Source organism: Micromonospora rifamycinica (assembly GCF_900090265.1).
Lineage (GTDB): Bacteria > Actinomycetota > Actinomycetes > Mycobacteriales > Micromonosporaceae > Micromonospora > Micromonospora rifamycinica.
Genome location: NZ_LT607752.1, coordinates 4,419,271 through 4,434,034 on the forward strand (window position 1 = coordinate 4,419,271; position 14,764 = coordinate 4,434,034).

Here is a 14,764-nt window from a genome sequence, read left to right on the forward strand (position 1 = left end):
CGCGGTGTTTCACGTGGAACTGTGAGGCCACGGACTCAGTCGACCGGCTGTCGTGGCCACCGATCATGGAGGCAGCTCACCGACCGTGGCAGAGATCGACCCGGCGCCGGGGCTGATTCGGGACATGCCGTACCCGACCGCTCAAGCGGGAGGATCGCAACCACACCGGCGGGTACTAGGGGCGCCGGGGCTTGTTCGGGACCGGGCCGTACCCGACCTCCACAACGGGGGAGTGACATCGATGCGGCGGCCCCGGATCCGGGGATGGCTGCCGGCGCGATCCGGGGCTGGACGCCGACCGGGCGAGGGACACCGGTACGGCACGCCGAATCCGATGACGCGCTCGGACCGTCCACCGATCACCGCACTCATGATCACCGCGCCAGACTGTGACGGCTCTCCGCCGGGTGGAAGGGCGACAGATCGACGAGCAGAGCCGGGCTGCGGTCGGTGGCGACCCGGCAGGTATTCGTCGGAAGTCGACCCGGTGGAGCAGCCGGGAGAGCGGACGACCACGAGCGGAGAGGGGGAACCACCGGAGGGATGCCCAAGCCCTGCGAGGCTGACCGCCCGATCGTGGCACGCGCGGGAGTCGGCACATACGGGGAGTCAGCCTCGCAGGGAGTCGGCACCCACCGGATCGCCAGTGACGCGACCGCCAGCACTGGGAACCGGCAGCGACCACTGCTCCGGGAAGAGGGCCAGCTGGTAGCAGCCCGATCAGCGGCTGAGCGCGGCGGCCTTGACCGCTCTACCCGCGTCCATCCCAACATCCGCAGGGCGTGCGGCCTCACCGGTGCTCGTTAAGCCCGGGCCGGAGTCAGCCCATCCACCCTGGGCGTTTCACGTGAAATCGGCCGCACGCGTCCATGGTGCAGCAAGGCCCGCCCCCAGCCCGGTGGCGGACCGATCCTGAACAGAGAGCCCGCAGTCCAGTGGTTCCACGTGAAACCACGCCCCGGACGGAAGTGGCAATGCGGTACCGAGCGCCTTCGGTCGAGTCCACGCCATCAGTGCGACGGCGGGGCGACCTGTAGCTCCGTGTGCTGCTGGCGGACTCGCTCGACCTGCCTCATGGCGTTCGTGTGCCTGGGCGCACGCATCTCGGCTCCTCCCTCGAACCGCCAACCGGGAGAAGGACGTCGCCGACACGCTCACCGCACAGCCTGGGCCAAGGAGCCGCCGCACTCTAATCGCACGCCCTGGGAGAAGAAGGACGCCGGCCTGCCCACCGCACCGCCTGGGAGATGCGTCTCGGGCCGCCGGTTGGGGAGAAGAAAGGACGTGCCACCCAGCAGCCCGATCGACCGCTCGGTCGTTGAGAAGATCGGACCCGACACCTGTGAACAGGGCTGTGGACGACGGCCAAAGTTATCCACAGAAGTTTTCCACAGGCAGCACCTGTTTCACGTGAAACAGCGCGTCAGAGCCGCCCTAGCCTGTGGATGACGGGGTGTGGTGGTGATGTCATCAGCCTGTGGACAACCAGCAGGATGATCTCTCGCCGACGCTCGCCGGTCGGCGTCGTTGACCGAAATCCCCTCATGATCGGCGGCGTTCGGGGTAGGGACACCGGTCCCCGTCTCGGTTAGGGTCAGCGTCGTGCACGACACCACCCCTCCCCCCTCGGTTCCCGACTTCACCCAGTGGCCGTCCTTCCCCTTCGAGGGCGATCTTCGCGTCAAGCACCTCGACGAGCCGGTGCCGGTCGAGCCGCCCCGCAAGGGCGAAGGGCTGCGGGAGTGCATCGCCTGCAACGCGCCGGACGATGCGTACATCTGGGTCGGTGAACGGTGGCGGGTCCGGGCCATGGACCGACCCACCGGCCTGCCGATGGTGTTGATCCTGGAGTCGCGGTCGCACCTCGACCTGGGTGACCTGCCCAACCTGCTCGCCGCCGAACTCGGGGTGATGACCGTCCGCCTGGAGCGTGCCATCCGTTCGCTGGACGGCGTGGCCCGGGTGCACGTCAACCGTTGGGGCGACGGGTCGGCCCACCTGCACATGTGGTTCCTGGCCCGGCCCTACGGCCGGCTCCAGCTACGCGGCACGTTCCTGTCGCTCTGGGACTCGATCCTGCCGCCCATCTCCGAATCCCAGTGGCGGGAAAACCTGGCGCACGTCGCGGCCTGGCTGGCCGAGTTCGGAGGGCGTCCGCTCGCCGAGCCGCCCCGCATCCAGTGGCAGACCCCCTCCAGCCTCGCCGCGCAGTCGTCGGCCGAGGCGGCTGCGGCTGCCGCCGGGGAGGCGGTCTCCGTGATCGAGTCGGTGGAGGAGACTCCCGTGCCCGCGCCGGAGGAGGCCGGAACGGACCTCCTCCCGGAGGGCACCTCGCCAGTGCTGTCGGAGGAGACCTCGCTCGGCACTCCGGGCGGTGCCCACCGCGACCCCGACGTCGGCGGCACCTGGCACTCCGGGGCTGGCGATCTCCCGGAGGACGATGCCTCCGACCCCGCCAGCGGGAGCGGCTCTGACCAGACCGAAGGGACCGGCGGGACCGGCCCCGACCGGGCCGGCGGGACTGGCCCCGACCGGGCCGGCGGGACTGGCCCCGACCGGGCCGGCGGGACTGGCCCCGACCGGGCCGGCGGGACCGGCGGGACCGGCGGGACCGGCGGGACCGGCGAAACTGGATCGAGTGTCGCGGTCGGCGGGTCCGACGCCGCCGGGCGGCCGGGCAAGTCGACGGAAGGGTAGCGCCCCAGCCGGCTCAGCCGCGAAGGTTGAAGCTGCGGGAAAGGTCAGACGCGGCGGGCTGCGGCCCGACGGACCAGGGTGCCGAGGACCTGACCGAAGTCCAGCCCGGCCGCCTGGATCGCCAACGGCAGCAGTGAAGTCTCCGTCATGCCGGGCGACACGTTGACCTCCAGCACGTGCGGCCGGCCGTCCCCGTCGACGATCAGGTCGACGCGGGAGAGGTCGCGCAGCCCGAGCGCGGTGTGCGCGGCCAACGCCACCTCGGCCACCTCGGCGGCCACGGCCGCGTCGAGTCGGGCCGGGGCGTGCCAGGTGGTCCGGCCGGCGGTGTAGCGGGCCGCGTAGTCGTACACGCCGTTGCGGGGCACGATCTCCACCGGCGGAAGCGCCTGCGGCCCGTCGCCCAGGTCGACCACGGAGACCGCCACGTCCATGCCGGGCACGTACCGTTCGACCAGCGCCGTCGAGTCGTACGCGAAGCAACCGACCATCGCGGCCGGGAGCGCCGCCTCGTCCCGGACCACGGCGGCGCCCAGGCCCGAGCCGCCCTGCGTCGGCTTGACCATCAGGGGTAGCCCCAGCCGCTGGACGATCCGGTCGAGCACCGCCACCGCACCCAGCTCGGAGAAGCGGTCGTGCGGCAGGGCCACCCAGTCGGGGGTGGGGATGCCGCTCTCCCGGAGCACCGCCTTGGCCGACGGCTTGTCCCAGGCGAGCCGGGAGGCCCGTGCGTCGCAGCCGACGTAGGGGACGTCACAGAGGTCGAGCACCCCCCGCAGCGAGCCGTCCTCACCGGTGGCACCGTGCAGGGCGATCACTACGGCGTCCGGCGGGTCGGCGGCCAGCGCGGGCAGGAGCGCCACGTCGGCGTCCCGCTGTTCCGCCTCCACCCCGGTGCCGCGCAGCGCGTCGAGCACCCGCCGGCCCGACCGCAGCGAGACGTCCCGCTCGTAGGACAGGCCACCGGCGAGCACCAGCACGCGCAACTCGGCGGCCGGATCGGTGCCCGGGGACGCTACGGCGGCGGGATCGGTCACGAGGGAACGCTCGACGGGAGTGGCAGCCATGCGGGAATCATGCCAAGTCGGGGCCCGGGGCGTCCGGGCCGCCCCGCCGGCTCCCGGTCGGGGTGACCGCGCCGAAGACCTGCCGCATGGCGATCTCCTGCTCCATCACCCGGGCCAGCCGGCGCACCCCCTCCCGGATCCGTTCGGGGGTGGGGAAGGAGAAGTTGAGGCGCATGTTGCCGGTGCCGGTGCCGTCGGCGTAGAAGCCGGTGCCCGGCACGTAGGCGACCCGGGCGGCGATGGAACGCGGCACCATCGCCTTGGCGTCCAGCCCGTCGGGCAGGCTGGCCCAGACGAAGAGGCCACCGGTGGGCCTGGTCCAGGTGGTGCCCTCGGGCATCAGGTCGTGCAGCGCGCCGAGCAGCGCGTCCCGCCGCTCCCGGTAGATCTCGCGGTAGACCTTGAGCTGTTCGCGCCACGGCATCGTCGACAGGTACGTCGAGACGGCGGCCTGCGCGTAGGCACTGGGGCAGAGGATCTGCGCCTCGCTGGCGATGACCAGCTTGTCGCGTACCGCGTGCGGGGCCAGGATCCAGCCGACCCGCAGCCCGGGGGCGAACGTCTTGGAGAAGGTGCTCAGGTAGAACACCCCGTCCCGGCGGCGGGCACGCAGGGGCGCGGGGGCCTCGCCCTCGAAACCGAGCTGACCGTACGGGTCGTCCTCGACCACCAGCAGGCCGGCGCGCTCGCAGATGTCGAGCACCCGTTCCCGCCGCTCCTCGCTCAGCGTCACGCCGGCCGGGTTCTGGTAGGTGGGGATGGTGTAGAGGAACTTCACCCGCCGGCCGGCGCGGGCCTGGTCGGCGATCGCCACCTCCAGGGCCTCCGGGACCAGCCCGTCGTCGTCCATCGGCACGTGCACGACCTGTGCCTGGGCGGCCTGGAACACCCCGAGTGCGCCGACGTAGGTCGGACCCTCGGCGAGCACCACGTCACCCGGGTCGAGGAAGAGCCGGGCCACCAGGTCGAGCGCCTGCTGCCCGCCGACGGTGACCACCACGTCGTCCGGGGAGGCCCCGCAGGAGGCGTCGATACCGGAGAACGCCATCACCTCGCAGATCCGTTCGCGCAGCTCCAGACTGCCCTGGCCGATGCCGTACTGGAGGGTGGTGACGCCGTGCTCGGAGCCGAGCTTGCCGAGCATCTCGCCGACCGCGTCCAGCGGCAGCGCGGCGATGTAGGGTGCGCCACCGGCGAGCGAGACGACCTCCGGGCGGCTGGCGACCGCGAAGAGTGCCCGGATCTCCGAGGCGGTCATGCCCCGGACCCGCCGGGCGTACCGGTCGGTGTAGTCGTCGAGCGTCGTTCCGGTCATGACATCACCTCGATCGGGTGTCGGTCGGGCTCCCGCCCGCTGGGGTACCCGCAGTGCCGGCGACCATGGCGGCGCGGGGACGCCGGTCGGTCGATCGTAGTCCCCGGTGGACCGGTCAGCGGTCACGATGTGGTGCCCGTCCACATCCCGGACGGCCGTCGCCCGCTCAGGTGGCCATTCGCGCGTCCCCTCCCGTACGGTCGGCAGGCGGCGTACGATCGCTCGTCGGGGACGCAGCGGGCGACTCGGGGACGCGTGGTGGGCTGTCTCGCCTCCGAGCCTAAGTGTGGGGATGCTCTGATGTCGCGACGTCTGGTCAGTCTGACCCTCGACACCCTGGAAGACCTGCCCCGGCCGTGCCGGGAGTGCGTCTACTGGGAGTTGGACCCGGTCTCCGCCGAGCGGGCCTGTGCCAACGGCGATCCGGGGCTGGAGAAGGAGGCCTGGGTCTCCCAGACCCTGCTGGAGTGGGGTTCCTGCGGCAAGTTGGCGTACGTCGACGGGATGCCCGCCGGTTTCGTGATGTTCGCGCCACCGGCCTACGTACCCCGGTCGATGGCGTTCCCGACCTCGCCGGTCTCGGCGGACGCGGCGCTGCTGATGACCGCCAGCGTGGTGCCGGCGTTCGCCGGCGGCGGGTTGGGCCGGATGCTGGTGCAGGGCGTCGCCCGGGACCTGACCAAGCGGGGCATCAAGGCCATTGAGGCGTTCGGCGACGCGAAGTTCGGCGACGAGCCGGACGACTCCGTCCGGGCCTGTGTGGCACCGACCGACTTCTTCCTCTCGGTGGGCTTCAAGACGGTGCGTCCGCATCCGCGCTACCCACGCCTGCGACTTGAGCTGCGCACCGCGCTGAGCTGGAAGTCCGACGTCGAGTACGCGCTGGAGAAGCTGCTCGGCTCGATGAGCCCGGAGAGCCTGCTCCGCCCGGTCCGTCCCGCCCCGGCGACCCGCTCCAGCGCCGGCTGAGCCGGCGGTTGCTCAGCGGCGGACCGCGCCGGCGGCCACCACCGCCCGTAGCTCGCTCACGTCGATCGAGCCGGTCGGCACGTCCCGCTCCACCGGGAAGAACATCCGCTGCACGGCGGCCACGATCGCCTCGACGAGCCGGTCCCGGAACCGTGGGTCGACCAGCCGGGACCGGTCCTGCGGGGAGGTCAGGTAGCCCACCTCGACCCGGACGGCGGGCATCCTGGTCAGCCGCAGCAGGTCCCAGGTCTTGGCATGGGTGCGACAGTCCCGCAGCCCGGTCCGTGCCACGATCTCCCGTTGCACCAGCCCGGCGAGTCGTTCACCGGTGGCCGAGGTGACGCCGTTGTCGGTGCCGTAGTGGTAGGTGGCCACCCCGTCGGCGGCCGGATTGGGGTGGCCGTCGGTGTGCAGCGAGATGAAGACGTCCGCGCCGAGCGAGTTGGCCAGCTCCGCCCGGTCGGTGTCCGGCAGGCAGCTGCGGGACGCGGGACCTCGGGTCAGCTGCACCCGTACCCCGGCCGCGGCGAGCCGGCCCTCCAGTCGGCTGGCCAGGTCGTGCACCAGGTCCGCCTCGGTCCAGCGCAGGTCGCCGTCGGGCACCACGACCCCCGGGTCGACGCCGCCGTGCCCCGGATCGATGACCACGGTCCGGCCGACCAGCGTCGGGCCGGACTGCCGGATCGCGTCGGACTCGCGGAGCCACTGGGGGCGTCCGCCGACCACCTTGCGGCCGAGCCGCCGCAGCGCGCCCATCGTGTACGGGCCGCAGGAGCCGTCGGGCTTCAGCCCCACCTCGCGTTGGAACTGCGCCACCGCCCGTGAGGTGCGGACCCCGTAGATGGCATCGGCGCGACCGGTGTCGTACCCCATCTCCAGCAGCCGCTCCTGCAACGACCGGACGTCCTCGCCGGTGAGGGGCTCGGGCACCGCGTGGTAGAGGGTGCGGGCGCCGAGCCGCCAGCGGGCGGCGTCCAGCGCCCGCCAGGTCTCCGCGCCGACCCGGCCGTCGGCGCTGAGCCCCCGGGACTGCTGGAAGGCCCGCACGGCGCGTTCGGTGGCGCTGTCGAACTCGTCGCCCGGGGCGGCCGGCAGCAGGTCCAGGCCGGTCAGGACGGCGCGGATCTCGGCCACTGCCGGTCCGCGGTCACCAGGTCGGATCGGACGCACGCAGGACCCCCTCGGAGGTTGGCTGCCGGGCACCGTCGCTGACGGCCACGCTGCGCGTCCGGTCGGAGCGGCGCTTACGGAGCGTACCGTGGCAGGACCGCGCAGGGTCGACGTTCGCGCAGGTCGACCGTGGTGACGACGGAACCCCGCACCCGGTGGGGGCGCGGGGTTCCGGTGGTACGGGGGTGGTTACAGCGCGGACTCGATCAGCCGGACCAGTTCGCCCTTCGGCTTGGCCCCGGCGATCGACTGCACCGGCTCGCCATTCTTGAAGATGGTGAGGGTCGGCACCGACATGATCCGGTAGGCGCGGGCCGTCTCCGGGTTCTCGTCGATGTTGAGCTTGACGATGGTGACCTGGCCGGCCATCTCGCCCGCGATCTCCTCCAGCAGCGGCGACACCTTGCGGCACGGCCCGCACCACTCGGCCCAGAAGTCCACCAGGACCGGCTTGTCGGACTTCAGCACGTCGGCGGTGAAGCTGGCGTCGGTGACGACCTTCGTTGCTCCCACTATGACCCTCCTGCTCGGTTGTTGGCGTTGCGGTCGTTCAGCTCAGGGTCGCGATGAACCGCTCGGCGTCGAGGGCGGCGGCACAGCCCGTGCCGGCGGCGGTGATCGCCTGCCGGTAGGTGTGGTCGACCACGTCACCGGCGGCGAAGACGCCCGGCACGCTGGTCCGGGTGCTCGGCGCCTGCACCTTCACGTAACCCTCGTCGTCCAGCTCGACCTGGTCGCGGAAGAGTTCACTGCGCGGGTCGTGGCCGATCGCCACGAAGACGCCGGTCACGTCGAGTACCTTGACGTCGCCGGTGTGCACGTGGCGGATCCGGACGCCGGTCACCTTGCCGTCGTCGCCGAGCACCTCCTCGACGGTGCTGTTCCACTCGACCCTGATCTTGTCGTTGCCCAGCGCGCGGTCGGCCATGATCTTGCTGGCCCGGAACGAGTCGCGCCGGTGGATGATGGTGACCGACTCGGCGAACCGGGTCAGGAAGCTGGCCTCCTCCATCGCGGAGTCCCCGCCGCCGACCACCACGATGTGCTGGTTGCGGAAGAAGAACCCGTCACAGGTGGCGCAGGACGACACGCCGTGCCCCAGGTACTCCTGCTCACCCGGCACGCCCAGCGGACGCCAGGCCGAGCCGGTGGAGAGGATGACGGCCTTCGCCCGGTAGGCGGTCTGCCCGACCCACACCGTGCTCACCGCGGCGGAACCGGTGTCGCCGGTGTCCTTCAGCTCCACCCGGGTGACGTCGTCGGTCAGGAACTCCGCGCCGAACCGCTCGGCCTGCTTGCGCATGTTGTCCATCAGCTCGGGGCCGAGGATGCCGTCGGCGAAACCGGGGAAGTTCTCCACCTCGGTCGTGGTCATCAGCGCACCGCCGGACTGGACACCCTCGATCACGAGTGGCTTGAGGTTGGCACGCGCGGCGTAGACCGCCGCCGTGTACCCGGCCGGCCCGGAGCCGATGATGATCAGGTTGCGGACCTCGTCCACTGCCGTCTCCCGATGTGTGTGTACGACATCGGCGGCGTACCGACGTCGATCCGAGCGCCGACGGCTGAGGACGTCGGCGGCTGACTTGCAGAACGTCATCGTACGAACCGGAGATTCCCGGACCGCTCGTCCGGTGGGTCACGTCACGCGATGCGGGACGAGCGGTGACCGCGCCCTCACCCTACCCGCGACCGGTACCGGGTGTCCGCGCCGGATCCCGGCACCCCGCACTCCGCGCCGCTCACCCACGCCCACCGGTCGCCGCCGGGGTCGGCGAACCGGACCACCAGCGCCGGCTCGCCGTTGAACGTGGCGTAGTCGACGACCTCGACGGTGACCGGCCCGCGCCCGTGCTCCGTCGAGATCTCGGCGAGGCAGGTGTCGAGTGCCGCCCGTGCGGTCAGCCGGTCCAGCCCGCCGGGCGTCGACCGGCGCTTGTCCTCCGGACGCTCCGGGGCGGTGGGGCCGGCCTGGGTGGTGCTACCGGGCTGGACGGCCGAAGGGGTGCCGAGCCCGGACAGCGGCTCGACCGAGGCGCCACCCAGCGTCGCCGGGGACCAGTCGACGCCGCTGCGCTGGGGCTCACCGGTGAACCGGAAACCGCGTCCCGCGCTCTCCGCGTTGTTTTGTGCCGGCCCAGCCATCGTCGAGGCGGGCGACTCCTGGCCGGTGGTGCCGTCGACCAGCTGGGCCACGCCGAATCCCACCGCGGCCAGGGTCGCCGCGGCGAGGCCGACCGGCCCGGCGAGCCGGGTCCAGCGCCGCCGCCGGCCGGGACCGGACGGATCGGTCCGCCCGTCACCGGCCCGGGTGCCCGGGGTACGCCGACCGCCCGGCTGCGCCGGCACCGGCTGGCCGGGCCGGGCCGGTCCGGTCCGTTCTGGCCGGTCGCCAACCTCGGCGGCACCGGACCGTTCGGTTTCCGCTGCCCCGGCGACCTCGGTGGCTTCCATGGCTCCGGCTGCTCCGCCGGCTCCGGCTGCTTCGGTGGCTTCGGTGGCTTCGGTGGGGGCCGCGGGCTCGGTGGGGGCCGGGCCGGCGCCGGCGAGCGCCGCGGCGAGCCGCTCCACCACGCCCGGTGGCATCTCCGGCACGGTGGCGCCCCAGCCCGTCAGGTCGTCGTGCACCCGGGCCACGGCAGGGGCGAGCACGGCGTACGCCTGCGCCCAGGCCGGGTCCTCGGTCAGCAGTCGGGCGACGACGAGCTGCTCCGGGGTGCCGTCCAGCGCCCCGCCCACATAGTCGGCGAGCAGGTCGTGGTCGACCGCACCGTGCTTCCGGCCCGTCACGTCTCCTCCTGGATGGCGCCCCGCCGGGTCTGCCCCGACCCCGGTCGGACGCCGTTGGCCGGCTGCCGGTTCCCGGGTGTGACGTCGGAAACGTCCCGACCCGTCCGGGAAGAGCCGTCAGCGGTGCCGCCCGCCCCGGCCGGACCGGTGCCGGCGGGACGGGACGTCGGCGTGTCGTCGCCGGTCCGTAGGTGCCCGAGCACTCCGGCCAGGCGGGCACGGCCCCGGGCGCAACGGCTCTTCACCGTCCCTTCGGCCACGCCGAGAATCCGGGCGACCTCGGCCACCGGGTAGCCCTGCACGTCCACCAGGATCAGCGCGGCCCGCTGCTCGACCGGCAGCCCGGCCAGGGCCTGGCGGACCACCAGGGCGGTGTCGTGGTCGGTGGCCGGGGCGGCCGGCTCGACGCCGACGACCCGACCGGAATCGTCGGTGCGGTTGCCGTCGGGCAGCGGGAGGGTGGGATGCGCCTGCCGGCGACGGATCCGGTCCAGGCAGGCGTTGACCACGATCCGGTGCAGCCAGGTGGTGACGGCGGAGTCGCCCCGGAACCGGCCGGCGGCGCGGTGGGCGGAGAGCAGCGCGTCCTGGAGGGCGTCCGCCGCCTCCTCCCGGTCCCCGGTGGTCCGCAGGGCCACCGCCCAGAGCCGGTCGCGGTGGCGGTGGAACAGCTCGGTGAAGGCGTCCCGGTCACCGGCCACATGGGCGCGGAGCAGGTCCAGGTCGGCGGTGTCGGTGTGGGACAGCACGACCGACCCCGACGCGACGGTCGCCGGGTCGGGCGGGTGCCCACCGGGGCCGACCATCAGCACGTCCGACGGCGGTGACGGGGTGACGGCCGGTGGATCACGATCCCTGGACCGAGATCTCCTGGACACCCACCTTGAAGCCCCGCTCGGTGGACGGCAGCTCGGTGATCCAGAAGAGCAGGTACTGGTACTGCTGCTCCGGATTGAAGCCGTCGAAGGCCATCTTGGTGCCGTCGTGCTGTTCGAACGGCTGGCCGATCCGCGTCTTGAAGCCCTTGACCAGGTCCTTGTCACCCTGGGAGGTGGACGGGAAGTCGCCGGTGCCGGTGAACAGCGCGGCGGAGACGCCGGAGTCCGACAGGGTGGCGGTGAGCGACTTGACGGTGTGCGGGGCGCCGAGGTCGATCCAGACCCCCATGCCCTTCTTGTAGTTGCTGAAGTTCGCCGAGTAGTAGGTGTCGGTCTCCCAACCCTTGTTCTCGTCGCCGTCCATCATCTTCTCGGCGTCGCCCAGCTCGTTGCGCTGGCGGCTGTCCGGGTCGATGATCCGGATGTCCTGGATGGTCAGCTTGCGCACGGCGGGCGCCGGGGTGGTGTCGACCGGGGCGCTGGTGGAGGGGCGGGCCACCGGCTCGGTCACCGGGGTGTCCTCGCCGCCCAGCGTGTTGATGCCGATGAGCAGGCCGACCAGGGCGACCACCAGCAGACCGGCGATGCCGATCGCGACCTTCCGACCACCCGCGGCGGCCAGCGGCGAGCGGTCCTCCACCCCGTCGGCGGTGAACCGGATGGTGCCGGTCTGGTCGAGGAAGTGGTCCTCGGCGGGGATGTCGAGGCGGCTCAGCTCGGCCGAGAGCACGTCCGACGACGGCGGGGCGATCTCGGCGTCGAGCAGGTCCATGGTCAGGTCGTCGAGGTACGCCGGCACGCCGGCCCGGACCTGCCGGGGGGCGGCGATGGCGCCGCTGGCGTCGCGCACGGCGTCCGGGATGGCGGCCCGGCCGTGGCCGGCGGTCGCGCCGCGCAGCGGGGCCTCGGCGTGCGGCCAGTGCCCGGTGAGGGCGTGGTAGAGGATGCCGCCCACCGCGCGGATGTCGGCTTCCTGGCTGTCGTCACCGTCGGTACGGGCGTCGGCCAGCACCACCCGGCCGTCGTCGCTGATCATCACGGTGCCGGGATGCACGTTGCCGTGGACCATCCCGGTGGCGTGCACGGCGGCGATGGCGCTGGCGACCGCGTTGCCGATGGCGGTGGCCCGGGCCGGATCCAGCGGCCCGTCGGCGACCAGTTCGCGCAGGGACCGGCCGTCGACCCACTCCCGGACGACGTACGCCCGGACGTCCTCGTCGATGGCGTCGTAGACGCCGACCAGGTTGGGGTGGATGACCCGGCTGGCGGCCACCGCGGCCTGGAGCATCTCGGTGGCGGAGTCGCCGCCGGGGTAGCGGAGCACGACCGCCACGGGCCGGCGCAGGATGACGTCGACCCCCCGCCAGACCAGGCGTCCGGCACTGTCGTTGTTGATGTGCTCGACCAGCTCGTACCGCTCGGCGAGGATCTCACCGGCTGTGGGAGCACCGAAGGTCATGATGGGAGGAGCAGTTTCCTCCGCCTCCTGACCCTCGCCGACCTGGGTCACCCGTCCTCCCTCGGTGATCGTGTCGATCGATGGACCCGCGCTGCTGGGCATGTGGCTTCCCGCTCCGCCGTCGATGGAACCGGTCGGCGGCGTCGACGCGGGGCGTCGGCCACCTGCCGTGTCCGTCGAAAGCGACCTTACCCGGACGGCCCGTCATCCCGACATGTCATCTTCCCGCCGCGCTCGACGGGCTGTCGCATTTGAGGGACCACGTCCGTTTACGATCGCTCTCGTCCGCCTTGCCGGCACCGGTACCCGCCAATCTAGACGCTGGTCGCAAACCGTCTACTCCCGGGCCGACCCACCGGTGACAACCCGGTGGCAGCAGGTCAGGTTCCCGCCGAACGGCCGTACATGCTCAGCCGTACGGTTGGTTATCCACAGGCCTTTACGGCGACTGACCGGGGGCTCACCACGTTATCCACAGGCGTGTCCCCAGGCTGGTGATCCTCGTTCACCCTGCGTGTCCCCTGTCCGGGACGGCCCGGCGGGCGGCAGGCCGGGAAGGGCGGGCGGCGGGCTGCTGGCGGAAAGTCAGCGGGCGGAGAACAGCGGGTCAGCGGCCGAGGCGGCGGCGGACCATGGCGACCACCTCGGTGATCTCGCCGATCCGCAGCACCATCGCCAGGCCCAGGTACGTCCCGCCGATCACCACCCCGCCTCCGACCAGCCGTACCGCCGCCGCCGTCCAGCTCAGGTTGCCCGGATCGCCCGGGAGCAGGCCGACCACCAACAGGCCGACCAGCGCCGCGCCGAGCGCCGCCACCAGCACCTTGCCCATGGTCCGCATGATCCGGCCCAGCCCGATCCGGCCGACCCGGGGCCGCAGCAGCAGCGCCGAGAGCACCGCCGCCGCCACGTACGAGACGGCGTTGCCGAGCATCATGCCGGCCGCCGCGAAGGTGGCCGAGAAGGCGACGAAGACCCCGATCTGCACGGCCACCCGCAGGATCACCACCGGGATGTTCACCAGCGCCGGGGTGCGGGTGTCCGGCAGGGCGTAGAAGGCGAAGGTGAACAGCTGGCTGATCGCGAACGGCACCAGGCCCAGCGCGGCCACCAGCAGCACCAGCGAGGTGGCCAGCGCGTTGTCGCCGGTGAACGCGCCGTACCGGAAGACCACCACGGAGACCGGGCCGGCCAGCACCGCGTAGCAGACCGCGATCGGGGCGAGTACCGCCGTCACCATCCGGGTGCCCCGGGACAGGTCGGCGGTGACGTCGGCGAACCGGCCCTCGGCGGCGGCGGCGCTCATCCGGGGCATCAGCGCCGTGATGATCGAGACGGCGATGATCCCGTGCGCCATCATCAGCAGCAGGAAGACGTTGTTGTAGATCAGCAGACCGGCGTTGTCCTCGTCGCCACCGGCGGCCCGGGTGAGCAGGTTGACCACCACGAACAGGCCGAGCTGGTTGACCGCGACGTAGCAGAACATCCAGCCGCCGAGCCGGGCCAGCTCGCGCAGACCCAGCTCCCGGAAGTCGAGCCGCAGCTTCCACCGGAAGCCCACCTTGCGCAGCGCCGGCAGCAGCCCGGCGGCCTGCACCGCCACGCCGAGCAGGGTGCCCCCGCCGACCAGCAGGATCCGGTCCCAGCCGATGTCCCCCGGCCCCAGCGCCTGCGCGCCGTACACCACGATGTAGAGGCCGAAGGTGCCGATGACGACCAGGTTGTTGAGGATCGGCGCCCACATCGGGGCGGCGAAGTGCCCCCGGGTGTTCAGCACCGCCGCGATCAACGCGCTGACACCGGTGAAGAACAGCATCGGCAGCATCAGGTACGACAGGTTGGTGACCAGGTCCGTGTAGTCCCGGTTCTTGCCACCGGCGTAGAGCGTGGTGAGGGTCGAGGCCAGCAGCAGGGCGATCACCACGGTGGCGGCGAGGGCCAGCACCGCGAGGGTCAGCAGCCGCTGGGCGTACGCCTCGCCCCGGTCCGGGTCGGCCTTGCTCCGGCGGACCAGCACCGGGATCAGCACGCTGGTCAGCACGCCGCCGAGCAGGAACTCGTAGACCTGGTTGGGCAGGAACTGGGCGGTGGTGAACGCGTCGCCGACCGCGCTGCCCAGCGCGGCCCCGATCATCAGGTTGCGGACGAAGCCGGTACCCCGGCTGACCAGGCTGCCGACCGCCATCACCGCGCTGTTCGCCGCGGCGCTGGTCTCGGCGACCACCTCCTGCGGCGGCTCGGTCGCCGCCACCCCCGGCTGGTTCAACGGCTCGGCGGAGATGAACGTCGCCCCGTCGTACGGCCGGGGCCCGTCGCCACCCTGCGCGGCGTTCGCGCTGCGGTAGAGCCCGCCGCTCATCTCCAGCCTCCCAGGGATCCGTCGGAGCCGGCACCGGTCCGCACGCCCATGACCATAGTC

11 protein-coding genes are annotated in these 14,764 nt (G+C 72.3%); 2 read left to right on the forward strand and 9 right to left on the reverse strand.

What is annotated here, in order from left to right:
* Positions 1 to 1,602: 1,602 nt before the first annotated feature.
* Positions 1,603 to 2,697 (forward strand): hypothetical protein, encoded by a 1,095-nt coding sequence (locus tag GA0070623_RS31075; protein WP_231932449.1) that lies wholly within the window; start codon positions 1,603 to 1,605, stop codon positions 2,695 to 2,697.
* 44 nt (positions 2,698 to 2,741) lie between these two features.
* Here GA0070623_RS31075 and GA0070623_RS18440 read toward each other — a convergent pair whose 3' ends face one another.
* Entirely contained in the window at positions 2,742 to 3,764 is a 1,023-nt protein-coding gene (locus GA0070623_RS18440; RefSeq protein WP_231932458.1) for a D-alanine--D-alanine ligase family protein, read from the reverse strand.
* A 7-nt stretch (positions 3,765 to 3,771) separates the two neighbouring features.
* Positions 3,772 to 5,079: an aminotransferase-like domain-containing protein gene (locus GA0070623_RS18445; RefSeq protein WP_067310710.1), complete on the reverse strand. Its 1,308-nt coding sequence runs from the start codon at positions 5,077 to 5,079 to the stop codon at positions 3,772 to 3,774.
* A 300-nt stretch (positions 5,080 to 5,379) separates the two neighbouring features.
* Between GA0070623_RS18445 and GA0070623_RS18450 the strand changes: the two genes are divergently transcribed.
* The gene (locus GA0070623_RS18450; protein ID WP_067310713.1) at positions 5,380 to 6,048 is read left to right on the forward strand and encodes a GNAT family N-acetyltransferase; all 669 of its coding nucleotides are present in this window, start codon (positions 5,380 to 5,382) and stop codon (positions 6,046 to 6,048) included.
* A gap of 12 nt (positions 6,049 to 6,060) precedes the next feature.
* Here the strand turns inward: GA0070623_RS18450 and GA0070623_RS18455 are convergent, their stop codons facing one another.
* The 7 genes from GA0070623_RS18455 to murJ all read right to left on the reverse strand — a co-directional run bounded on the left by GA0070623_RS18455 (position 6,061) and on the right by murJ (position 14,704).
* A complete protein-coding gene (locus tag GA0070623_RS18455) occupies positions 6,061 to 7,218 on the reverse strand; it encodes an N-acetylmuramoyl-L-alanine amidase (RefSeq protein WP_067310716.1) in 1,158 nt (385 codons plus the stop codon).
* Positions 7,219 to 7,407: 189 nt separating this feature from the next.
* Positions 7,408 to 7,731 carry a thioredoxin gene (gene trxA / locus GA0070623_RS18460; RefSeq protein WP_067310719.1) on the reverse strand — a complete coding sequence of 108 codons (324 nt, stop codon included), beginning with the start codon at positions 7,729 to 7,731 and terminating at the stop codon, positions 7,408 to 7,410.
* Positions 7,732 to 7,768: 37 nt separating this feature from the next.
* Positions 7,769 to 8,719, reverse strand: a complete 951-nt coding sequence (trxB, locus tag GA0070623_RS18465) for a thioredoxin-disulfide reductase (protein ID WP_067310722.1) — start codon at positions 8,717 to 8,719, stop codon at positions 7,769 to 7,771.
* Between the two features lie 176 nt (positions 8,720 to 8,895).
* Positions 8,896 to 10,008: a hypothetical protein gene (locus GA0070623_RS18470; RefSeq protein WP_067310725.1), complete on the reverse strand. Its 1,113-nt coding sequence runs from the start codon at positions 10,006 to 10,008 to the stop codon at positions 8,896 to 8,898.
* On the reverse strand, positions 10,005 to 10,814 hold the full coding sequence (gene sigM, locus GA0070623_RS18475; RefSeq protein WP_084261412.1) for an RNA polymerase sigma factor SigM: 810 nt from the start codon (positions 10,812 to 10,814) through the stop codon (positions 10,005 to 10,007). The genes GA0070623_RS18470 and sigM overlap by 4 nt, the downstream gene beginning before the upstream one ends.
* A 40-nt stretch (positions 10,815 to 10,854) precedes the next feature.
* Positions 10,855 to 12,447: a protein kinase family protein gene (locus tag GA0070623_RS18480; protein ID WP_067310728.1), complete on the reverse strand. Its 1,593-nt coding sequence runs from the start codon at positions 12,445 to 12,447 to the stop codon at positions 10,855 to 10,857.
* A gap of 505 nt (positions 12,448 to 12,952) precedes the next feature.
* Positions 12,953 to 14,704 carry a murein biosynthesis integral membrane protein MurJ gene (murJ, locus tag GA0070623_RS18485; protein WP_067310731.1) on the reverse strand — a complete coding sequence of 584 codons (1,752 nt, stop codon included), beginning with the start codon at positions 14,702 to 14,704 and terminating at the stop codon, positions 12,953 to 12,955.
* Between the last annotated feature and the right edge of the window lie 60 nt (positions 14,705 to 14,764).